This is a genomic window from Mycolicibacterium smegmatis (genome assembly GCF_001457595.1).
Classification (GTDB): Bacteria; Actinomycetota; Actinomycetes; order Mycobacteriales; family Mycobacteriaceae; genus Mycobacterium; species Mycobacterium smegmatis.
Map to the genome: position 1 here is coordinate 2,354,439 of NZ_LN831039.1, position 20,957 is coordinate 2,375,395.

The 20,957-nt window shown below is 67.0% G+C and carries 20 protein-coding genes; 11 read left to right on the top strand and 9 right to left on the bottom strand.

Annotation, left to right across the window (positions count from 1 at the left end; translation table 11 throughout):
- The first annotated feature begins 339 nt into the window (after nucleotides 1-339).
- The 4 genes from purU to AT701_RS11195 all read left to right on the top strand — a co-directional run bounded on the left by purU (nucleotide 340) and on the right by AT701_RS11195 (nucleotide 4,103).
- Nucleotides 340-1,230, top strand: a complete 891-nt coding sequence (gene purU / locus AT701_RS11180) for a formyltetrahydrofolate deformylase (protein ID WP_003893574.1) — start codon at nucleotides 340-342, stop codon at nucleotides 1,228-1,230.
- A gap of 21 nt (nucleotides 1,231-1,251) precedes the next feature.
- Complete coding sequence (locus AT701_RS11185) at nucleotides 1,252-1,704, top strand: MaoC family dehydratase (protein WP_003893575.1); 453 nt, start codon at nucleotides 1,252-1,254, stop codon at nucleotides 1,702-1,704.
- Between the two features lie 141 nt (nucleotides 1,705-1,845).
- Nucleotides 1,846-3,210 carry a flavin-containing monooxygenase gene (locus tag AT701_RS11190; protein ID WP_011728220.1) on the top strand — a complete coding sequence of 455 codons (1,365 nt, stop codon included), beginning with the start codon at nucleotides 1,846-1,848 and terminating at the stop codon, nucleotides 3,208-3,210.
- Entirely contained in the window at nucleotides 3,207-4,103 is an 897-nt protein-coding gene (locus tag AT701_RS11195) for an alpha/beta hydrolase (RefSeq protein WP_003893577.1), read from the top strand. The genes AT701_RS11190 and AT701_RS11195 overlap by 4 nt, the downstream gene beginning before the upstream one ends.
- Before the next feature lie 74 nt (nucleotides 4,104-4,177).
- Here AT701_RS11195 and AT701_RS11200 read toward each other — a convergent pair whose 3' ends face one another.
- Nucleotides 4,178-4,999, bottom strand: coding sequence for a mycofactocin-coupled SDR family oxidoreductase (locus AT701_RS11200; RefSeq protein ID WP_003893578.1), 822 nt, complete (start codon nucleotides 4,997-4,999; stop codon nucleotides 4,178-4,180).
- Nucleotides 5,000-5,041: 42 nt separating this feature from the next.
- Nucleotides 5,042-6,235: an acyl-CoA dehydrogenase family protein gene (locus tag AT701_RS11205; protein ID WP_011728221.1), complete on the bottom strand. Its 1,194-nt coding sequence runs from the start codon at nucleotides 6,233-6,235 to the stop codon at nucleotides 5,042-5,044.
- Between the two features lie 51 nt (nucleotides 6,236-6,286).
- Between AT701_RS11205 and fabG the strand changes: the two genes are divergently transcribed.
- The 5 genes from fabG to AT701_RS11230 are packed head-to-tail and all read left to right on the top strand — an operon-like array spanning nucleotide 6,287 to nucleotide 11,412.
- On the top strand, nucleotides 6,287-7,087 hold the full coding sequence (gene fabG, locus AT701_RS11210) for a 3-oxoacyl-ACP reductase FabG (protein ID WP_051065148.1): 801 nt from the start codon (nucleotides 6,287-6,289) through the stop codon (nucleotides 7,085-7,087).
- Nucleotides 7,088-7,089: 2 nt separating this feature from the next.
- Nucleotides 7,090-8,307: an acetyl-CoA C-acetyltransferase gene (locus tag AT701_RS11215; protein WP_014877333.1), complete on the top strand. Its 1,218-nt coding sequence runs from the start codon at nucleotides 7,090-7,092 to the stop codon at nucleotides 8,305-8,307.
- Nucleotides 8,308-8,314: 7 nt separating this feature from the next.
- Nucleotides 8,315-9,508: an acyl-CoA dehydrogenase family protein gene (locus tag AT701_RS11220; RefSeq protein WP_011728223.1), complete on the top strand. Its 1,194-nt coding sequence runs from the start codon at nucleotides 8,315-8,317 to the stop codon at nucleotides 9,506-9,508.
- A gap of 3 nt (nucleotides 9,509-9,511) precedes the next feature.
- Nucleotides 9,512-10,180: a GntR family transcriptional regulator gene (locus AT701_RS11225; protein WP_003893583.1), complete on the top strand. Its 669-nt coding sequence runs from the start codon at nucleotides 9,512-9,514 to the stop codon at nucleotides 10,178-10,180.
- Nucleotides 10,181-10,224: 44 nt separating this feature from the next.
- Nucleotides 10,225-11,412 (top strand): CaiB/BaiF CoA transferase family protein, encoded by a 1,188-nt coding sequence (locus AT701_RS11230; RefSeq protein ID WP_014877334.1) that lies wholly within the window; start codon nucleotides 10,225-10,227, stop codon nucleotides 11,410-11,412.
- A gap of 15 nt (nucleotides 11,413-11,427) precedes the next feature.
- Here the strand turns inward: AT701_RS11230 and AT701_RS11235 are convergent, their stop codons facing one another.
- On the bottom strand, nucleotides 11,428-12,267 hold the full coding sequence (locus tag AT701_RS11235) for a helix-turn-helix transcriptional regulator (protein ID WP_011728224.1): 840 nt from the start codon (nucleotides 12,265-12,267) through the stop codon (nucleotides 11,428-11,430).
- Between the two features lie 173 nt (nucleotides 12,268-12,440).
- Here AT701_RS11235 and AT701_RS11240 point away from each other — a divergent pair, with 173 nt between their 5' ends.
- A complete protein-coding gene (locus tag AT701_RS11240) occupies nucleotides 12,441-13,385 on the top strand; it encodes an SDR family oxidoreductase (protein WP_058125833.1) in 945 nt (314 codons plus the stop codon).
- 3 nt (nucleotides 13,386-13,388) lie between these two features.
- Here AT701_RS11240 and AT701_RS11245 read toward each other — a convergent pair whose 3' ends face one another.
- From AT701_RS11245 to AT701_RS11270, 6 genes are read right to left on the bottom strand one after another with little or no spacing between them, the layout of a single operon-like run.
- Nucleotides 13,389-14,891: a class I adenylate-forming enzyme family protein gene (locus AT701_RS11245; protein WP_058125834.1), complete on the bottom strand. Its 1,503-nt coding sequence runs from the start codon at nucleotides 14,889-14,891 to the stop codon at nucleotides 13,389-13,391.
- On the bottom strand, nucleotides 14,884-15,924 hold the full coding sequence (locus tag AT701_RS11250) for a class I adenylate-forming enzyme family protein (RefSeq protein ID WP_081319683.1): 1,041 nt from the start codon (nucleotides 15,922-15,924) through the stop codon (nucleotides 14,884-14,886). Before AT701_RS11250 ends, AT701_RS11245 begins: the two co-directional genes overlap by 8 nt.
- A complete protein-coding gene (locus tag AT701_RS11255) occupies nucleotides 15,917-17,368 on the bottom strand; it encodes an AMP-binding protein (protein WP_003893590.1) in 1,452 nt (483 codons plus the stop codon). Before AT701_RS11255 ends, AT701_RS11250 begins: the two co-directional genes overlap by 8 nt.
- Nucleotides 17,368-18,150, bottom strand: coding sequence for an enoyl-CoA hydratase/isomerase family protein (locus AT701_RS11260; RefSeq protein WP_003893591.1), 783 nt, complete (start codon nucleotides 18,148-18,150; stop codon nucleotides 17,368-17,370). The genes AT701_RS11255 and AT701_RS11260 overlap by 1 nt, the downstream gene beginning before the upstream one ends.
- The gene (locus tag AT701_RS11265; RefSeq protein WP_011728229.1) at nucleotides 18,147-18,953 is read right to left on the bottom strand and encodes an enoyl-CoA hydratase/isomerase family protein; all 807 of its coding nucleotides are present in this window, start codon (nucleotides 18,951-18,953) and stop codon (nucleotides 18,147-18,149) included. Before AT701_RS11265 ends, AT701_RS11260 begins: the two co-directional genes overlap by 4 nt.
- A 20-nt stretch (nucleotides 18,954-18,973) precedes the next feature.
- Nucleotides 18,974-19,795 carry an enoyl-CoA hydratase/isomerase family protein gene (locus AT701_RS11270; RefSeq protein ID WP_011728230.1) on the bottom strand — a complete coding sequence of 274 codons (822 nt, stop codon included), beginning with the start codon at nucleotides 19,793-19,795 and terminating at the stop codon, nucleotides 18,974-18,976.
- A 270-nt stretch (nucleotides 19,796-20,065) separates the two neighbouring features.
- On the opposite strand from AT701_RS11270, the gene AT701_RS11280 reads away from it, so the two are divergent.
- A complete protein-coding gene (locus AT701_RS11280) occupies nucleotides 20,066-20,950 on the top strand; it encodes an enoyl-CoA hydratase/isomerase family protein (RefSeq protein WP_014877338.1) in 885 nt (294 codons plus the stop codon).
- Nucleotides 20,951-20,957 lie beyond the last annotated feature (7 nt).

Genomic DNA, 20,957 nt, shown 5'->3' on the forward strand with positions numbered 1-20,957 from the left:
TTTAGTTCGTCATACCGCACTTACTCGCCAGTAGCTGCAAATTTGGCAAATTCGTTCGCAATGGAAAAAAGGTGTTTGAACCGCTGAAAGGTGGGTATAGCAAATATCTTTATTGACGCGCTCGTGAATCGTGTACGCACGCGCAAGTTTGATCAGATTTGCCGTCAGGGCAATCGTTCGGACTTGTGCGGTGTTCACATGGGCGAACGCCGAACATCGGACGAGCGGCCTCCCGGGCCTGTTCCCGGGGCCCCGCATCGAGGCCTCGGGGCACGGATCGAGGGCTCGGATGGGGCCGGTGTCGCGGCCGGGAAACCGGCCGGTGACAATCTCCTGGTGATGGCGCAGGAGTATCCGAAGGCGAACGCTCTACCGGCTCAGGACGTGGGCCGGTTGTTGCTGCGTTGTGCTGATCGCCCCGGACTGGTGGCGGCGATCAGTGGCTTCCTGACCGCCGCGGGCGCCAACATCGTGTCGCTGGATCAGCACTCCACCGAGCAGGCCGGCGGCACGTTCATCCAGCGCACGATCTTCCATCTGCCCGGGCTCACCGCGGTGCGCGACGAACTCGAACGGTCTTTCCGTGAGCAGGTGGCGGGTCCGTTCGAGATGGACTTCACCCTGACCGAGGCGGCCAAACCCAAGCGGGTGGCCCTCATGGCGTCGCGCGAGGACCACTGCCTTCTGGACCTCCTGTGGCGCAACCGGCGCGGCGAACTGCCCATGTCGGTGGTGATGGTGATCGCCAACCATCCCGATCTGGCCGAGCAGGTGCGCGCGTTCGGGGTGCCGTTCATCTACGTCCCGGCGACCAAGGAGAACCGCGCGGAAGCCGAGCAGCGCCTGCTCGAGTTGTTGCGCGGCAACGTCGATCTCGTGGTGCTGGCGCGTTACATGCAAATCCTCACCCCGGAGTTCCTCGACGCCGTCGGCTGCCCGCTGATCAACATCCACCACTCGTTCCTGCCTGCGTTCATCGGTGCGGCGCCGTACCGGCGCGCCAAGGAGCGCGGCGTCAAACTGGTCGGCGCGACAGCGCATTACGTGACCGAGGATCTCGACGAGGGGCCCATCATCGAGCAGGATGTGGTCCGCGTGGATCACCGGCACACCGTCGAGGATCTCGTTCGCCTCGGCGCCGACGTGGAACGGCTGGTGTTGTCGCGAGCGGTCCTGTGGCACTGTGAAGACCGCGTGATCCGGTTCGGCAATCAGACCGTGGTCTTCTGACCACGTCCGAGAGGAGTGACGGTGAAAGTCTTCGACAATCTTGACGCGCTGGCCGCGGCGGCGGGTACCGAGCTGGGCCCGACCGACTGGCTCGAGGTCACCCAGGACCGGGTGAACCTCTTCGCCGACGCCACCGAGGACCACCAGTGGATCCACGTCGATCCGGAGAAGGCCAAGACCGGTCCGTTCGGCGGCACCATCGCGCACGGCCTGCTCACGCTGTCGCTGCTGCCGCACTTCACGCACCAGCTCTACCGCGTCGACAACATCACCATGGCGATCAACTACGGCTACAACAAGGTTCGGTTCATCACGCCGGTGCGGGTGGGAGCCAAGGTGCGCGCGCGGGCGCAGATCTCCGATGTGGCCAAGCTCGACGGCGCGGTTCAGGCGACCATGACGGTGACCGTCGAGATCGACGGCTCGGAGAAGCCGGCCGCGGTCGCCGAGTCGATCATCCGCTTCATCGGCTGACGTTCCGATACAAATCCGGTGGCCACGGCAATGCCGCGGCCGCCGGATTCGCGTGTTTCCGGCAAACATTGACAACTGTCAGATTTCGTTGACGTTCGTCAGTCAGCGCTGTTAGTGTGCTGCATCACACAGAGGAGCGCCATGACACCAGCGTTGCCGCGAACAGCGATCATCGGAGCAGGCATCAGCGGCCTGACCGCGGGCAAGATGCTCAAGGACTACCGGGTCCCGTACACCACCTTCGAGACCTCGGACCGGATCGGCGGCAACTGGGCGTTCGGCAACCCCAACGGTCACAGCAGCGCGTACCGCTCACTGCACATCGATACCAGCAAGCATCGGTTGTCGTTCAAGGACTTCCCGATGCCCGAGCACTATCCGTCGTTCCCGCACCACACCCAGATCAAGGAGTACCTCGACGCCTACGCCGACGCGTTCGGACTGCTCGACCACATCGAGTTCGGCAACGGCGTCGTGCACGCCGAACGGGGAGCCCACGGCGGCTGGGTGATCGAGGACCAGGCCAGTGCCCGCCGGGACTTCGACCTGCTGGTGGTCGCCAACGGGCACCACTGGGATCCCCGGATGCCGGACTTCCCTGGCGAATTCACCGGCGAGCAGATCCACTCGCACCACTACATCGACCCGAGGACCCCACTGGATCTCACGGGAAAGCGCATCCTCGTCGTGGGCATCGGCAACAGCGCCGCCGACATCACCGTCGAACTCTCGTCGCGCACACTGCAGAACCAGGTCACCCTGTCGACCCGGTCCAGCGCGTGGATCGTGCCGAAATACCTTGCCGGCCAACCGGGGGACAAGTTCTTCCGCACCACGCCGTACCTGCCGCTGTCGTGGCAGCGCAAGGCCGTCCAGATGATCGCGCCGATGCTCGGCACCGACCCGACGGCGTATGGGCTGCCGGCGCCGAACCACAAGCTGTTCGAGGCACACCCGACCCAGTCGGTGGAACTGCCGCTGCGACTCGGCTCGGGCGACGTCACCCCGAAACCCAACGTGGCACGCCTGTCCGGCGACACCGTGCTGTTCGAGGACGGCACCAGCGACGTCTTCGACGTCATCATCTACGCGACCGGCTACAACATCACGTTCCCGTTCTTCGATCGGGATTTCATCAGCGCACCCGACAACCAGATCCGGCTCTACAAGCGCATGTTCAAGCCGGGCATCGACGATCTGGTGTTCATCGGGTTCGCCCAGGCCATCCCCACGCTGTTCCCGTTCGTGGAATGCCAGTCCCGCCTGCTCGCGGCCTACGCCGTGGGGCGCTATGCGCTGCCGTCGACCGACGAGATGGAACGCGTCATCGACGCCGATCAGCGGTTGCACGCCGGACACTGCACCGACCGTCCCCGGCACACCCAGCAGGTCGACTACTTCTACTACGAACACGACATCCGGGCCCGCGAAATGCCCGCCGGGGCGAAGCGCGCCGAACGCCGCGCCGCGGGCACGCGTACGGCGATCGTCGGGAGCGTGGCATGACCTACACCGAGTTCACGTTCCATTCCGGCGGGCAGCGCTGCAGCGCCTGGCATTTCCCGGCGGGCAGTGGTGGTTCAGGCAATCCGGTCGTCGTCATGGCCCACGGTTTCGGCGGCACCAAGGATTCCGGCCTGCAGCCGTTCGCCGAGCGGTTCAGCGCGGCAGGCCTCGACGCGGTGGCGTTCGACTACCGGGGCTTCGGCGCCTCCGAAGGTGAACCCCGGCAGAGCATCTCGGTGGAACGCCAGCTCGCCGACTACGACGCGGCGATCCGTGCGGCGCAGGCCATGCCCGGTGTGGACCCGCGCAAGGTGGTGCTGTGGGGCTCGTCGTTCTCGGGCAGCCACGTTCTACGGGCCGCCGCGCGCAACACCGACGTGGCGGCCGTGATCGCCATGACCCCACTGACCAGCGGGCTGGCGGCCAGCCGTGCCGCCGTGACCCAGCGCGACGTCGCCACGGCACTGCGCTGGACGCTCAAAGGGGTGAAGAGCCGCGTCGCGGCGGCCGTGGGTGGCGCGCCGACCATGATGCCGCTGACCGCCAAACCGGGGGAGCCCGGAGCGCTCGCGCTCGACGGCGCCTACGAGAGTTACCTCTCCATCGCCGGACCTACGTGGCGCAACGAGGTCGACGCGGGTGTGGGCATGGAGTTGGCGCGCGTCCGCACGGCCGCGGCCGCCAAGGCCCTCAAATGTCCGGTGCTGGTGCAGATCGCGGACTTCGACCGCTTCGTCCCGGCCGACTCCGTCGCCAAGACCGCCGTGCAGGCCCGCGCCCAGGTGCACCACTACGCGTGTGACCACTTCGACGTGTGGCCCGGCCACGACTGGTTCGACACCGCGGTCACCGATCAGATCGCGTTCCTGCGCCGCACGCTGTCCCTGCGCTGAATTCTTCTGCGCGAGCAGACGTGAAACTGCGCGAAATCCCGCGTTTTCGCGCAGTTATGTGTCTGCTCGCGGTATCAGAACTGCGTCGAACCCAGGTCGACAGCCACCCGGCTCGCGGTGACGAAGCGCGATTCGTCGCTCGCCAGCCACACGGCGGCGTCGGCGATGTCCTCGGGTTCGGCGATGTAGTCCGGCAGGAACGGCGTGACCATCTGCATCAGGCCCGGATTGGTGTCGTTGGCGCGCGTGAGGGCGGCCAGCATGTCGCCGGTACCCATCGGGGTGTTGACGGCACCTGGATGCAGGCTGTTGACCCGGATCCGGTGCTTGCCCAGCTCGGCGGCGAACGCGCGGGCCATGCCTGCGACAGCATGCTTGCTCGCGGTGTAGTGCACCATGAACGGCTGCATCTTGATGCCCGCCGCGGAGCTGATCAGGATGATCGAACCGCCGCGGCCCCCGTCGATGATGTGTTGGGCGCCGGCCATCACGGTGTTCCAGGTGCCGGTGACGTTGATGTCCATGACGTCGCGGAACGACTCGGGCGTGGTCTCGTTCCACGGTTCCGGGACGGTGATACCCGCGTTGGCGACGATGACGTCGAGCCTGCCGAACTCGGCGACACCCTTGCCGACGACGTCGCGCAGTGCCTCCAGGTCGCGAGTGTCGGCCCTGGCGGCCAGGATTCGCCGACCCGTGGCCTCGACCAGGCGGGTGGTCTCGGCGAGATCCTCCGGCGTCGCCGAATCGTAGGGCACGCTGGGTGGCAAAGGCCCGGCGATGTCGACCGCGATGATGTCGGCGCCCTCCTTGGCCATGCGGACCGCATGCGCGCGGCCCTGACCGCGGGCGGCCCCGGTGATGAACGCGACCCGTCCGGTCAGCCGCTCGGCCATCGGATCTCCTCTGTGTCGGTGGGGTTGTCGTCGGCTTCGATGTCAGAGTTGACGCTGCGCGGCCTTCACCAGGCCGCCGCCGATGATCAGGCGCTGAATCTCGCTCGTGCCCTCGTACAGGCGCAGCAACCGGACCTCACGATAAATGCGTTCGACCGGAACTTCGCGCATATACCCTGTACCGCCGTGGATCTGGACGGCGAGATCGGCGACGGTGCCTGCCATTTCGGTGCAGTACAGCTTCGCCGCCGACGGGGCGATGCGCCGGTCCTCACCGGTCACCCACTTCTGCGCGGCGTCGCGCACCAGTGCGCGGCCCGCCATGACGCCGGTCTGCTGGTCGGCGATCATGGCCTGCACCAACTGGAAATTGCCGATCGGCTGGCCGCCCTGCGTCGCGGTGGCGGCATAGGCGACCGATTCGTCGAGCGCGCGTTGCGCGGTGCCGACGGCGAGTGCGGCGATGTGGACGCGGCCACGGGCCAGTGACGTCATCGCGGCGCGGTAGCCGACGTCCTCGCTGCCGCCGACGAGTGCCGCTGCCGGGACGCGGACGTCGGTGAAGTTGACGTCTGCGGTCCACGCGCCTTCCTGGCCCATCTTGGCGTCCTTGGGCCCGACTTCCACGCCGGGAGTGTCGGCGGGCACCAGGAACACCGCGATACCGGCGCCATCGGCGTCGGCCGGGCGGGTGCGGGCGAACACGACGAACAGCCCGGCCGTCGGTGCGTTGGTGATGAAACGCTTCTGGCCGTTGATCACCCAATCCGAACCGTCACGAACGGCCTTGGTGCGCAAGCCCGCCGGATTGGAACCCGCACCGGGTTCGGTGAGTGCGAAAGAGGCCACGACCTCGCCCGACGCGATGCCCTCGAGCCACTGCTGCTTCTGCTCGTCGGTGCCGAATCCGACCAGCACCTGACCGGCGATTCCGTTGTTGGTGCCGAACATCGACCGTAGTGCCAGTGACGTGTAGCCGAATTCCATTGCCAGTTCGACATCCTGGGCCAGGTTGAGGCCCAGACCGCCCCACTGCTGGGGGATCGCGTAGCCGAACAGGCCCATGTTCTTGGCCTGCTCGCGGATGTCGTCGGGCACCTTGTCGGTGGCGAGGATCTCGTTCTCCCGGGGCACCACGGCATTTCGGATGAAGCTGCGGGCCTGCGCCAGGATCTCCTCGAAATCCTCGTCGCCCACTTCGGCTGCGGACTGGCCGTCGGTCACCGTTCCGGTCACAAAGACTCCTTTGCCTCTTGCCATAGGGGTAGCGAGTTCCAGATATCGTATATGAAATATGATCGAGCCCGGGCGGTGCCCCAAGCGTCGACGAAGAGGACAGGTGATCGAGTGTCATTGCTGACCGGACAGACTGCGGTGGTCACGGGCGGAGCCCAGGGGCTCGGTCTCGCCATCGCGAAGCGCTTCATCTCCGAAGGCGCCCGCGTGGTGCTGGGCGACCTCAACTCCGAGGCCACCGAGGCCGCGGTGGAGGAGCTCGGCGGATCCGAGGTGGCCGCGGCCGTGCGCTGCGACGTGACGTCGTCGGCCGACGTCGACGCTTTGGTGCAAGCCGCGGTCGAGCGGTTCGGCGGTCTGGACATCATGGTCAACAACGCGGGCATCACACGTGATGCGACATTGCGCAAGATGACCGAGGAGCAGTTCGACCAGGTCATCGCGGTCCATCTGAAGGGCACGTGGAACGGCACCAAGGCGGCCGCGGCGATCATGCGGGAGAACAAGCGCGGCGCGATCGTGAACATGTCCTCGATCTCCGGCAAGGTCGGACTGATCGGACAGACCAACTACTCGGCGGCCAAGGCCGGCATCGTCGGCATGACCAAGGCCGCGGCCAAGGAACTCGCGTACCTCGGGGTGCGGGTGAACGCGATCCAGCCCGGGCTCATCCGTTCGGCCATGACCGAGGCCATGCCGCAACGCATCTGGGACGAGAAGCTCGCCGAGATCCCGATGGGGCGTGCCGGTGAACCCGACGAGGTGGCCAAGGTGGCGCTGTTCCTCGCGAGCGATCTGTCGTCGTACATGACCGGCACCGTGCTCGAGGTCACCGGCGGTCGGCACGTATGAGCATGCGCGACGCCGTCATCTGTGAACCCGTCCGGACCCCGATCGGCCGTTACGGCGGCATGTTCCGGTCTCTCACCGCGGTCGACCTCGGGGTGACCGCGCTGAAAGGTCTTCTGGAGCGCACCGGTATCGCAGCCGATCAGGTGGAAGACGTCATCCTCGGGCACTGCTACCCCAACAGCGAGGCGCCCGCGATCGGCCGCGTCGTCGCACTCGACGCCGGCTTGCCGATCACGGTGCCCGGTATGCAGGTCGACCGCCGGTGCGGTTCCGGTCTGCAGGCCGTCATCCAGGCGTGCCTGCAGGTGCGCAGCGGCGATCACGATCTCGTGGTCGCAGGCGGGGCCGAGAGCATGAGCAACGTCGCGTTCTACTCCACCGACATGCGGTGGGGCGGAGCACGTACGGGTGTGCAGATCCACGACGGCCTCGCACGCGGACGGACCACCGCGGGCGGCAAGTTCCATCCGGTGCCCGGCGGCATGCTCGAAACCGCCGAGAACCTGCGCCGCGAGTACCACATCAGCCGTACCGAGCAGGACGAACTCGCGGTGCGTTCGCATCAGCGCGCGGTCGCCGCGCAGTCCGAGGGCGTGCTGGCCGAGGAGATCATCCCCGTCCCCGTGCGCACTCGCGACGGCGAAGAGACCATCAGCGTCGACGAGCATCCGCGCGCCGACACCACGGTCGAGGCTCTCGCCAAGCTCAAACCGGTTCTGCTCAAGCAGGATCCGGAGGCGACGGTGACCGCGGGTAATTCCAGCGGCCAGAACGACGCGGCCTCGATGTGCATCGTCACCACCCCGGAGAAGGCCGCCGAACTGGGGCTCAAGCCGCTGGTGCGGTTGGTGTCATGGGGTTCGGCCGGTGTGGCGCCCGACCTCATGGGCATCGGGCCGGTCCCGGCCACCGAGGTGGCGCTGGCCAAGGCCGGCCTGACTCTGGCTGATATCGATCTGATCGAACTCAACGAGGCGTTCGCCGCGCAGGCGCTCGCAGTGATGCGCGAGTGGAAGTTCGGCGAGGCCGACCACGAGCGCACCAATGTCCGCGGTTCGGGTATCTCGCTGGGCCACCCGGTGGGAGCGACCGGCGGCCGGATGCTCGCGACGCTCGCGCGTGAACTCCACCGGCGCGAGGCCCGTTACGGGCTGGAGACCATGTGCATCGGTGGCGGTCAGGGTCTGGCCGCCGTGTTCGAACGGGTGCAAGAGGGATAGGGCGACGATGACCAAACTGGCCCAGACACTGGGGCTCACCGAATTCCAGACCGAGATCATCTCGACGGTGCGGCAGCTCGTCGACAAGGAGATCATCCCGGCCGCACAGGAACTCGAACATTCCGACACCTACCCGCAGGCCATCGTCGACCAGATGAAACAGATGGGCCTGTTCGGGTTGATGATCCCCGAGGAGTACGGCGGCCTCGGCGAATCGCTGCTCACCTACGCGCTGTGCGTGGAGGAACTCGCACGCGGCTGGATGAGCGTGTCGGGCGTGATCAACACGCACTTCATCGTCGCGTACATGATCCGCCAGCACGGCACCGACGAACAGAAGCGGAAGTTCCTGCCGCGCATGGCCACCGGCGAGACGCGCGGCGCGTTCTCGATGTCGGAGCCCGAACTGGGTTCGGATGTCGCGGCGATCCGCACCCGCGCCCGCAACAACGACGACGGCACGTACACCATCGACGGCCAGAAGATGTGGCTGACCAACGGCGGCAGTTCCACCCTGGTGGCCGCCCTGGTGCGCACCGACGAGGGTGCCGACAAACCACACCGCAACCTCACGGCGTTCCTCATAGAGAAGCCCGAGGGCTTCGGCGAAGTGCTGCCGGGCCTGACCATCCCGGGCAAGCTCGACAAGCTCGGCTACAAGGGCATCGACACCACCGAGCTCATCTTCGACGGCTACCGCGCTGATGCCGCCGACATTCTCGGCGGCACGCCCGGGCAGGGCTTCTTCCAGATGATGGACGGCGTCGAGGTGGGCCGGGTCAACGTCTCGGCGCGCGCGTGCGGTGTCGGGCTGCGGGCGTTCGAACTCGCGGTGCGCTACGCGCAGCAGCGCGAGACCTTCGGCAAGCCGATCGCCGAGCACCAGGCCGTGGCGTTCCAACTGGCCGAGATGGCCACCAAGGTGGAGGCCGCCCATCTGATGATGGTCAACGCCGCACGGCTCAAGGACTCGGGTGAGCGCAACGACGTCGCGGCCGGCATGGCGAAATACCTTGCCAGCGAGTTCTGTTCGGAGGTCACGCAGCAGGCCTTCCGGATCCACGGCGGTTACGGCTACTCCAAGGAGTACGAGATCGAACGGTTGATGCGGGATGCGCCGTTCCTGCTCATCGGCGAGGGGACCAGTGAGATCCAGAAGAACATCATCAGCAAGCGGCTGCTCGCGGACTACAAGGTCTGAGCCGTGACCGTCCCGGATTTCGCCGCGCGCCCGCAACTCGCCGAGGACGTGGCGCGACTCATCCGCCGGCGGATCTTCGACGGCACGTACCCGGCGGGCAAGTACATTCGGCTCGACCAGCTCGCGGCCGAACTGGGCATCAGCGTCACGCCGGTGCGCGAGGCGCTGTTCGGGCTGCGCACCGAGGGACTGCTGGCACAGCAGCCCCGGCGCGGCTTCATCGTGTTGCCGGTGACGCGACGCGACATCGACGACGTGGCCGGGGTGCAGGCGCACATCGGCGGACAGTTGGCCGCACGCGCGGCCGGGCAGATCACCGATGCCCAGCTCGAGGAGCTCGGCCGGATCCAGGACGAGCTGGAGCAGGCCTACGCGCGCGACGACCACGAGGCGGCGGTGCGTCTCAACCACGCGTTCCACCGCGGGGTCAACCGCGCTGCCGAGTCACCCAAGCTCGCGCAGCTGATGTCCCAGATCACCCGCTACGCACTGGAATCGGTGTATCCGACGGTGGAGGGCTGGCCCGAACAGTCCACGCACGACCACCGCCGGATCCTCGATGCGCTCGGCAGACACGACGGTGAACTCGCGCGCGCCGCCATGGCCGATCACCTGTGTGCGGCCTCCAAACCCCTGATCGACCATCTAGCCCGGCTCGGTGTCCTGGAGTAAGGGCCCGCGGGTGTGACACTTCCTCGCCAGAGAAAAGGTGAACCATGCCAGGTGTTCTCGACGGAATACGGGTACTGGACTACGGCCGGTTCATCGCGGCGCCATGGTGCAGCGCGATCCTGGCCGACATGGGCGCCGACGTGCTGCGCGTGGAGAAGCGCGAAGGCGGCGAGGACCGGTGGGTCCAGGGCGTCACCGAAGGCGGTGAAGGCGGCACGTTCCTGCAGTGCAACCGCAACAAGCGTTCCCTGACACTGGATTCGACCACCGAGGCGGGCGCGGAGATCACGCGGCGTCTGGTCGAGCGCGCCGACGTCGTCATCGTCAACATGCCTGCCGCGGGCATGCGCGCCAGTGGCCTGGACTACCACACGCTCAAGGCCGTCAAGCCCGATATCATCCTCGCCAGCGCGACGGCCTACGGCGAGGGTGGGCCCTACAGCGACCGCATCGGTTTCGACGGTGCCGGACAGATGATGTCGGGTGCGGTGTACCGCCAGGGCCTGCCCGATCAGCCGATCCGAACCGTGGTGCCCTACGCCGACTTCGGCACCGCGCTGACGCTGACGATCGGTGTCATGATGGCGCTCTACCACCGTGACCGTACCGGCGAAGGGCAGCATGTGGAGGGCGCACTGCTGCCGACGGCGCTGATGCTGTCGAATGCGTTCCTGATCGAGCGGGAACTGCTGCGGATCGACAAACCCCGCATGGGCAACAAGGGTGCCTCGGTCGCACCGTGCGACCTGTACCGCACGGCCAACGGCGAGTGGGTGCTGCTGCAGGTCGCCGGCCAACCCATGTTCAAGCGCTGGTGCCGCCTGGTGGGCCGCGAGGAACTCTTCGACGATCCGCGCTTCGCCGACGACGATCTGCGGTGGCAGAACGGTGACGTGCTCAACGACATCATGGCGAGGTGGTGCGCCGACAAGACCAAGGCGCAGGTGCTGGAGCTGCTGGAGAAGGCGAAAATGCCCTCCGCGCCGCTGTATTCGACGCAGGATGTGCTCGACGATCCGCATATCGCGGCCATGGGGTATCTGCAGCGCGTGCCGTTCCCCGGTGCGCCGCGGGATGTGCCGATCGTCGACACCCCGTTCCGCATGTCGGCGACACCCGGCAGCATCCGCCGCCGCGCACCGCTGCTCGGCGAGCACACCGACGAGGTGCTCGCCGAGATCGGCTACAGCGCAGCCGAGATCGAGCGGCTGCGTGCCGACGCCATCATCTGATCAGGCGCGTGTGGATCAGCGCAGGGCCTGTGCGCCGATGACGGACAGCAACTGCAGTTTCTCGCGGCTCTCGCTACCCGGGACGGCGGTGTACACGAGCAGGAGGTGGGACTGCTCGGGATCGAGCAGGGTCTGGCAGTGCAATTCCAGCGTGCCCAGCTCGGGATGGACGAAATGCTTCACCTCGCGGGGACGCAGGCCGATCTCGTGGTCGTCCCAGACCCGCCGGAATTCGTCGCTCTCGGACAGCAGCAGATCTGCGTAGTGCGCGGCGCGGGACCCGGCACCACGCAACGCCACCAGGGCACGCAGGTTCGACACGAACATCCGTGTCAGGAAGTCGTGCTCTTCGGGGGCATAGAGACGGCGCGTGGCCTCGTCGGTGAACCACCGGTAGCCGATGCTGCGAGCCGGACCCGTGTGAACGGTCAGGTCACCGGTCAGTGCCACCGACAGGGGCGTCTGCCGCAGAGTCTCGCCGAGTTCGGTGACGATCTCCGCGGGCGTGTCGTCGAGACGGTCGAAGATCCGTAACATCCCGGGGCTGATGTGTTCGCTGTCGGTGCCACGGGCGGGTGGTGAGCATCCGGCCAGCCGGAACAGATGATCGCGCTCGTCGAGGGAAAGATGCAGTCCCTGCGCCATGGACGCGATCATCTGCTCCGACGGCTTGGGGCCGTGCCCGCGCTCCAGGCGTGAGTAGTAGTCGGTCGACATGTGGCACAGGGCGGCAACTTCTTCGCGACGTAGGCCGTTGGTCCTGCGACGTCGACCGCGTGGCAGACCGACGTCCTCGGGCTGCAACGACTCTCTGCGGTGCCGGAGGAATTCTGCGAGACCGGTCCGATCTATCACCGTGTGGACCTCCTTACGAGACCCTTTCTACCGCCCGGGCCCCCGCCTATCCACAGACTGCCGATCCACCCTTCGCGAGTTTCCTGTGATCGGCAGTCAGTGGATCGCCGGGCACTGAATCATTCGCCGGCCATGCACGAGGGTGGAGACAGTGAGACCACCGAGGAGCACACATGCCACGTAAACCCATCGACGTCACGCTTCCTGATCTGTCCGGCAGACGCGCCGTGGTCACCGGTGCCAGCGACGGCATCGGACTCGGGATCGCCGCGCGGCTCGCCGCGGCGGGCGCTGACGTGATCCTGCCCGTACGCAACGAGACCAAGGGAAAGGCGGCCATCGCGGCTGTCCGTCAGACGAACGCCGCGGCGAAAGTGTCGCTGCGTGAGCTCGACCTGTCGTCCCTGGCCTCCGTTGCGGCCCTCGGCAAGAGCCTTCTCGAGGAGGCACAGCCCATCCATCTGCTCATCAACAACGCCGGTGTCATGACGCCGCCCGAGCGGCGGACGACCACCGACGGGTTCGAGTCGCAGTTCGGCACCAACCACCTCGGCCACTTCGCCCTCGTGGCGCATCTGCTGCCCCTGCTGCGTGCCGGTGGAGCGCGGGTGACCTCACAGGTCAGCGTCGCGGCGAATCAGCACGCCATCAACTGGGACGATTTGAACTGGGAGCGTTCGTACGACGGCGCAAAGGCGTACAGCCAGTCGAAGATCGCGTTCGGGCTCTTCGGCCTGGAACTGGACCGGCGCAGTCACGCCCACGGGTGGGGCATCACGAGCAATCTGTCCCATCCGGGTCTGGCGCCGACCAACCTGCTTGCGGCCCGCCCGGACACCGGACGCGCACAGGACGACTGGAAACTGCGCCTGATCCGTACGCTGTCGTCGCGTGGCATCCTTTTCGGGACCGTGCACACCGCGCAGCTGCCTGCCCTCTACGCCGCGGCCTCGCCCCATGCGAAGCGCGGTGGGTTCTACGGGCCGCGTGGTCCCGGACATCTCGGTGGTCCGCCGGGAGAACAGAGGCTCTACTCGCGGCTCCGTAACAACGATGAGGCTCAACGTATCTGGGAGATCTCGGAGAAGTTGACGGACATGTCGTTCCCCACGGCATGAATTTCATCGTTCGCCCCTCTCCGCCAGCATGGCGCGAAGACCGTTGTTGTCGACCTTCCCGGTGGCCCCGATCGGCACGGCGGCCTCGTCGTCGAGCAGCGCCCACACCGACGGCAACTTGAAGGAGCTCAGGACCTCACGGGCCGCGGCGCACAGGTCCCGCGCCGACATGCCGTCGGTGACCACGACCGCGCCGACGCGGTTGCGCTGATGGTCCGGCACGTTGACGACGTATGCGGCGCGCACTCCGGCGATACCGCGCAGTGCGCGTTGCACCTCGCCGGGATAGACGGTCGCGCCGCTGACCTTGAACATGTCGTCGGATCTGCCGTGGTAGAAGAGGAACCCGTCGCTGTCCAAGCGCCCGAGATCGCCGGTGGGGTAGTACCCGTCACGCGTGAACACCTCTTCGCGACCGCGTCGGCAGATACCGCGCAGGATGTGCGGACCGCGGATCTGGATCTCACCGACCTCGTCGACCCGAAGCGGTGTCCCGGTGGTGGTGTCGACGATGCGGACGTCCATACCGTCGAACGGCCGGCCGCAACTGCCCCACGCCGAACGCGGCATATCGGCGTCGGCGGGGTATCCGCAATAAGGCCCGAACGATTCGGTCATCCCGAACAGCGACGCCCGCGCGCCGGGTTGTGCGCGCAACTCGTGTGGCAGCAGCGCCTCCAGGCTGCCCGGCCGCAGCGCCGACAAATCGGTGCTGCTCGCGTGGCGGGCGAGCGCCTCGGCCTGATCCGGCCAGCCGCGGAACAACGTGACCCGTTCACGGTGCAGCAGGTCCAAGGTGGACTGCGGTGACGGTATCGGTTCGGTCACCAATGTCGCGCCCGCCACCAGCGCCGTCACGATACCGGCGCCGAAACCGCCCACCCAGAAGAACGGCATCGGCAGATAGAGGCGGGTGTCGGCGGTGACACACCGCGCGGCCAGGCCGGAAGCCACGGCGCGCACGGCGTTTCCATGTGAATGGATAACGCCTTTCGGTGGTCCGCTGCTGCCGGAGGTGAACAGGATGACCATCGGATCACTCGGCCGCACCCTGGCGGCGAGGGCATCGGCCCATGCGGGCTCACCGGTCATTGTCAACGCCTGCTCTGCGGTCCACACCCGTCTCAGCGCGGGCAGCCGTTCAGGCACCACGGGGTAGCCGCGCCCGCGGAACTCGTCGACCGTGATCAGGAATTGCACCGAGGCTGTGCGCAGTTGGGCCTCGAGTTCGGTGGGTGTCAGCATGGTGCTCAACGGCACCAGGATGGCGCCGATGCGTGTCACTGCGAGCGCCGTGAGCACCCAGTCGGTGCCGTTCGGCATGAGCAGTCCCACCCGGGAGCCTTTGCCGACACCCGCGGCGACCAACCCGGACGCCATCGCACGGGTCTTCTCGTCCAGGTCGCGATAGGCGATCCGTTCCTTCGGATCGACCACCATCGGCTTGTCCGGTGCGTGTGCGGCGTGGTGACGGATGAGCGCGCCGACCGTGAGATGTTCAGTCATCGAACAACTCACGCAGGGCGGCGACGTCGATCTTGCCGCTGGATTTCACCGGCAGTTCGTCGGAGTGGATCACCGCGAAGCGGCGCGGCACCTTGTACGACGACAGTTGGGCGCGCAACGCAGCGCACACGGCGGCTTCGTCGAACGCCGCGGGATCCGCTGTCGCGACCACCGCGGCCACCACCTGTCCGCGCTCTTGATCGGGTAGGCCGACAACCTGAACCGTGACGTCACGCATGTCACGGCCCTCGAGCACATGCTGCAGCGCCTTCTGCACCTCATCAGGTGTGACGTTGGCGCCCGCGGTCTTGATCATGGCGCCGGCCCGGCCGAGGAAGTAGAAGTATCCGTCGTCGTCGACACGCACCAGATCCCCGGTGTGAAACCAGCCGTCGGTGTCGAAGCACTCCTCACGACTGCGCCCGTAGTACCCCTGCATGAGATACGGTCCGCGGATACACAATTCACCGGAATCCAGGACCTTCGTCTCGAATCCGGGTGCGGGGCGGCCGAATGATCCGCGGCGGTGTTCGGGTTGGTCGGTGTCGTCGGGGTCCAGCAGTACGACGCTGCCGGACTCGGTCGAACCGAGCATGTTGTGACGCAGATCCGGATCGCCGGCCGCCGGAATCTCGAATACGACGTGCCGCAGACACGGCGCGTCCGCGCGGACCCGCGAGATCTGCCCCACGTAGTCGTGACTGCGGAACGACCTCGCCGACAACATGATCGAGACGTCGCTGTCGAGTAACTGGACCCGCAACTCCGCTTCGGTGAGGAACGTCGAGAACGGCACCACCACTGCGCCGACGCGGGCCACGGCCAACATGGCGACGACGAAATCAGCGCCGTTGGGGTACAGGACCCCGACGTGGGTGCCTTTGCCCGCGCCCAGCGCGATCAACGCGTCGGCGAGCCGCGCGGACCGATGTTCGGCGTCTGCGTAGGTGAGTCGCTCGTCGTCGCACACCAGCAGTGTGTGGTCTCCGCGGTCGCGAAGACCCTCGAGGAGTTCGACCAGGGTCTCAGCCACCGGATTCGAGATGGTCACGGACCGCGCGCAGGTCGGCCTTGCCGGAGGGGGTGCGGGGGATCGCGTCGACGATCGTGATCCGGGTGGGGATCTCGTAGCGCGCCAGCCGGCCCTGCAGATACCCGGCAAGTTCGTCCGGGGTGGCCGGTCCGCGCAATTCCACCATGGCCACCGGTGTTTCGCCCAGACGCTCGTCGGCCACGCCGATCACCGACGCGCCGAGGACGGCCGGATGACTCTCCAGCGCCGCGCGGACGTCGTCCGGCATGACCTTGAACCCGCCACGGATGATCGCCTGATCGGCGCGCCCCAGGACCCAGAGGAACCCGTCGGCATCGATCCGCGCGAGGTCGGTGGTGCGCATCCATGGTGATCCCGGACCCATCTGCGCGGGAATCACCTCCAGCAGGCCCGGTTCGTCCGGACCGAGTGGTGCGCCGTTCTCGTCGACCACCCGCAGTTGCGCACCGGGGTTGGCCCGTCCGACACTGCCGCGCTTGTCCTTCCAGTACTTCCCGTGGTCGGGCAGGGTCCAGCCGGCGACACCGCCGCCGAATTCGGTGGCCGCATACGACGTCAGCACCGGGATGCCGAACTTCTCGGTGAACGCGTCGGCGTCGTCGGCCGACAACGGCGCGGTTCCCGAGGTCACGACCCGCACACCGGCGAGATCCTCACGGGTGAGGTCGGAATGCAGCACCGTGCGCAGGGCCGCGGGCACCAGGGACACCGCGCGCGGTCGGTGCTCGCGCACGGCTGCCGCCCACCGCTGCAGCTCGAACTTGGGCAGCAGGACGAAGGGTCTGGCCTCGGCGATGCACAGCAGCACCCGGAAGACCCCGCCCACGTGCACCAGCGGTGAGTTCACGATCGCGACGCCGCGGCGCAACTCGGTTGGTGCGGGGCACTTCTCGGGCTCGCGGCCCATGACGCTGCGGGCCAGCATGTCGTAGGTGAGGTCGACCCGCTTGGGCGGGCCGGTGGTGCCGCTGGTGAGCATCCACACCGCCACCCCCGGCCCGCCCGCGTCCGTCGCTGGGGACTCGGCGGCCGTCACCACGGGTTCGGTGTCGAGACCGGCGATGGCGACCCGCGTGGTCCGGGGGCTGTGCGCAGGCATCAGATGGGCGAGGTCCTCGGCCAAGCCCACCACGACCGGCAACGCCAGCGCCTCGAGGTCGGCGCGGGTCCGGTCGTCCCCGCGTGCGGGGTTGATGACGACGACGGTGCCGCCCGCGGCCAGCACCCCCAGCAGCGCCGCGACGTGAACCGGGTGGTTGCGCAGCATGATGCCGACTCGCGCCGGTCCGGTGATCTTCTCGATGTGCCCGGCCAGTGCCGCGATCTGGCCCCAGCACGACCACTGGCCGTCGAACTGGATCGCGCCGGCGTCCGGATCGAGATCGAGCACATCGGCGATGCGCTGTGAAAGCGGGTGGGCCATCACCTGATCCGCGGAGGTGTCTTGGGGACGGGACGGTCGGCCAGTTCGGCCTTCGCGATCGGGTTGCCCAGGCGCGTGTAGATCAGGCCCTGGTCCATCGCGGCCCGGTAGGGCCGGTCCAGCGATTCCCAGATCGCCCTCACCGTGCCCTGTGTGGCGGTCGGGGGTTTGGTCGCGATGGTCGACGCGATCTGGTGCGCACGCGCCCACAATTGTTCGCGGGGCACCACCTCGGTCACCAGACCGATACGCAGCGCCGTGTCCGCGCTCACGCGTTCGTCGTTGCCCATCAACGCCATTCGCAACGTGTCACCGAGGCCGACGCGCCGCATCAACCCGACCGGCTCGAGCGCGGACACCAGTCCCGCGCTGACATGGGAGTCGAAGAACGTGGCGTCCGACGAGCAGATCACGACGTCGGACTCGTTGACGAAGTACAGCGCGCCCGCCGTGCACATGCCGTGCACCGCACACACCACGGGCTTCCACATCTTCTGCCATTTGGGGCTGAGCAGCTCACCGGGATCCTCGTGGTTCCACACGATCTCGGGCTGACCGTACCTGGACTTGACGTCGAGGCCCGCGCTGAACGCACGGTCGCCCGCGGCGCGCAGCACCACCGCGTTGATCTGCTCGTCCCCCTTGATCACGTGCCAGATCTGCCGCATCTCCTCGCACATGGTGCGGTTGAACGAGTTCAGGCTCTCGGGCCGGTTCAGCGTCACGGTGGCGACCCGGACCTCGTGGTCCAGGTCGAGCAGCACCGTCTCGTATTCGGTCATCTGCACTTCCAGACGGGCTTACGCTTCTCCACGAACGCCAACGGCCCTTCGAGGGCATCCTCGGTGCGCACCACACGCTCGCGGAACGTCTCGGCGAGGATCTCGCCGTCGTGCAGCGGCAGATCCAGGGTCTTGTGGATGGCCAACCGGGTTCCCCGGACCGCCAGCGGCGCATTGGAGTTCACGATGTCGGCGATCTCGTGGGCGCGTTGCAGCAGGTTGTCGTGTTCGACGATCTCGGTGATCAGTCCGAGTTCGTAGGCACGCTCGACGGTCATGCGTTCGTGCTTACCCATCAACGCCATCCGCAGCGCCACCGAGCGCGGCAGCGCCCTGGCCAACCGCACCATCTCGCGCGCGGCGACCAGGCCGATGCTCACATGCGGATCGAAGAACGTCGCCTTGTCCGAGGCGATGACGATGTCGCCCGTGGTGACCCAGTCCAGTCCCGCGCCGCAGCAGATCCCGTTGATCGCCACGATGACCGGTTTGGCCATGGTGCGGAACGGGGGAGTGCCCTCCTGCGGGGCCTCCCACTGATCATAGGTGGACAGGTACGGCCGCTCGTAGATGACCTTGCCGTCCTCGGGGATCTCCTTGACGTCGGCGCCTGTGCAGAACGCGCGGCCCGTGCCGGTCACGACCGTCAGCCAGATGTCGTCATCGCTCTCGGCCTCGGCATACGCGGCGCGCAGTTCGCCGATCATGTGCGGCGACAGCGCGTTGAGAGCCTCGGGCCGGTTCAGCGTGATCGTCGCCGTGTGCCCGTTGACCTCGTACTTGATGGTGTCGTAGGTCGTCATGATGGAAGGGAGGTTCCTTTCTAACGGCCCTGGAAGTCCGGATCACGCCGCTCGCGGAACGCCGCCAGGCCCTCCTTGAAATCGTGGGTGCGGCAGGACAGTTCGAGGTTGGACAGCTCCTGGTTCATGGACTGGATCAACGTGGCGTGCTGCCCGAACGCGATGGCCTGCTTGGCCAGCCCGATCGCGACCGTCGGACCCGACGCCAACCGGTCGATGAGATCCTCGGCCGCGGTCTCGAGCTCGGCCGCGGGTACCGCGCCGTGGATCAGACCCCAGTCGGCGGCCTCGGTTCCGCTCACCTTCTCACCGAGCAGCAGCATCTGCTTGGCCCGGGTCAGTCCGGCGAGGCGGGGGAGCAACCACGTCGCCCCGGAGTCCGGGCTGAACCCGCGGCTCAGGAACGGTTCCCAGAACGTGGCGTCGGCGTCGGCGACCGTGAAATCGGCCGCCAGGGCGAGGTTGCAACCGAGACCGACGGCCCAGCCGCGCACCGTGCACACGACCGGCAGTTGGATCGTCGCGACGAGTTCGACGATGCGGTGCGCGGCATGCGGGACGCGCCGAACCAGATCGCCCGTGCGGGGCCGATGGCCCGAACTGTTGGTGGCCACCCAGTCCGAGCCGGTGCAGAAGTGCTCGCCCGCGCCGCTGAGCGACACGGCCCGCAGCGAGTCGTCGCTCGCCGCCGCGGTCAGGGTTGTCACGAGTTCGCTGACCATGGTGTGGTCCAACGAGTTCCGCCGTGAGGGTCGATCCAGCACGATGCGCAGCACGGCGCCATCGCGGGTTACGGTCACCGAACCGTCGCTCACCAGCAGACCAGGCCTTTCCAGAGCCATACAGTTGCTCATACAGTAGGCGATGCGGTTACTATCCTGTACAAGATAGCCAAAAAAGACCTCCGGCGGAACAGCGCCCGGAAGCGGGGTGCAGATGTCGCGTATCTGCGCCGGCATGTGCGCCGCACGTGGCGACCGGGCCGCCGAGGCCATGCCCTATCAGCAGGCCGAGATCGACCGGCAGAAGCACGGTTCGACGATGCCGCGCAGTACGTACCCAACGCGCCGGCGGTGGGAATCGACAAATCATTGAAGCGAGGTTGATGTCGAATGACTGATGACAGGGTGCTGTTCGAGGTCGACGACGACCACCGCATAGCCACCATCACGCTCAACAATCCGAAGCAACGCAACTCGTATGACGCCGCGATGCGGGATCAACTGGCACGCTACCTCGACATCGTCGCCGAGGACGACGATCTGACCGTGGTGCTGCTGCGCGGGGCCGAAGGCGTGTTCAGTACCGGGGCGGACATGAACAACGCCTACGGGTGGTATGGCTCGAAGGCTGAGAACGGCAAAGCCGAACAAGAACAACCTAAGTCGCGGCCCAGTCAGCGCCGCAGGCTCACCGTCGACCGCAAGACGTTCGGCTTCTACCACAACTTCATGGGCTTCCCGAAGGTCACCGTGGGGGAGATCAGCGGTTTCGCGCTGGGCGGCGGTTTCGAGATGGCGCTGATGACCGACATCTCGGTGATCGCGCGCGACACCCGCATCGGCATGCCCGCCACACGCTTCCTGGGGCCTGCGCTGGGCAGTCTGCACATGTTCTTCCACCGATTGGGGCCTGTGCTGGCGCGCCGGCTGCTGCTCACCGGCGACGTCATCGAGGCAGGCGCGATCGAGCACCTCGGCATCTTCACCGAGACGTGCGACGGTTCGCAGGTCGCCGCCCGTGCGCGGTACTGGGCGCAGAAGGCGGCAAAGATGCCCGCTGACGGTGTCGTGATCGCCAAGGAGGCGTTCCGACTGGTTGAGCAGAGTCAGGCGTATCAGGGCGAAGAGGTCGCCAGCTACCTGTTCCACGCGTACGGCACCAACCTGCAGTTCGCGCCGGGCGAGTTCAACTTCGTCAAAACCCGCGCCCAGCACGGCACCAAGGAGGCGTTTCGACTGCGTGACCAGCATTTTCATGTGCCGGAACCACAGTGAGCCCGTG

Excerpts from the sequence above, each read along its gene's own strand:
- purU (WP_003893574.1), top strand. The coding sequence starts at position 340 with ATGGCGCAGGAGTATCCGAAGGCGAACGCTCTACCGGCTCAGGACGTG.
- AT701_RS11190 (WP_011728220.1), top strand. The coding sequence starts at position 1,846 with ATGACACCAGCGTTGCCGCGAACAGCGATCATCGGAGCAGGCATCAGC.
- AT701_RS11195 (WP_003893577.1), top strand. The coding sequence starts at position 3,207 with ATGACCTACACCGAGTTCACGTTCCATTCCGGCGGGCAGCGCTGCAGC.
- AT701_RS11200 (WP_003893578.1), bottom strand. The coding sequence starts at position 4,999 with ATGGCCGAGCGGCTGACCGGACGGGTCGCGTTCATCACCGGGGCCGCC.
- fabG (WP_051065148.1), top strand. The coding sequence starts at position 6,287 with ATGAAATATGATCGAGCCCGGGCGGTGCCCCAAGCGTCGACGAAGAGG.
- AT701_RS11215 (WP_014877333.1), top strand. The coding sequence starts at position 7,090 with ATGCGCGACGCCGTCATCTGTGAACCCGTCCGGACCCCGATCGGCCGT.
- AT701_RS11220 (WP_011728223.1), top strand. The coding sequence starts at position 8,315 with ATGACCAAACTGGCCCAGACACTGGGGCTCACCGAATTCCAGACCGAG.
- AT701_RS11230 (WP_014877334.1), top strand. The coding sequence starts at position 10,225 with ATGCCAGGTGTTCTCGACGGAATACGGGTACTGGACTACGGCCGGTTC.
- AT701_RS11240 (WP_058125833.1), top strand. The coding sequence starts at position 12,441 with ATGCCACGTAAACCCATCGACGTCACGCTTCCTGATCTGTCCGGCAGA.
- AT701_RS11245 (WP_058125834.1), bottom strand. The coding sequence starts at position 14,891 with ATGACTGAACATCTCACGGTCGGCGCGCTCATCCGTCACCACGCCGCA.
- AT701_RS11255 (WP_003893590.1), bottom strand. The coding sequence starts at position 17,368 with ATGGCCCACCCGCTTTCACAGCGCATCGCCGATGTGCTCGATCTCGAT.
- AT701_RS11260 (WP_003893591.1), bottom strand. The coding sequence starts at position 18,150 with ATGACCGAATACGAGACGGTGCTGCTCGACCTGGACCACGAGGTCCGG.
- AT701_RS11265 (WP_011728229.1), bottom strand. The coding sequence starts at position 18,953 with ATGACGACCTACGACACCATCAAGTACGAGGTCAACGGGCACACGGCG.
- AT701_RS11270 (WP_011728230.1), bottom strand. The coding sequence starts at position 19,795 with ATGGCTCTGGAAAGGCCTGGTCTGCTGGTGAGCGACGGTTCGGTGACC.
- AT701_RS11280 (WP_014877338.1), top strand. The coding sequence starts at position 20,066 with ATGACTGATGACAGGGTGCTGTTCGAGGTCGACGACGACCACCGCATA.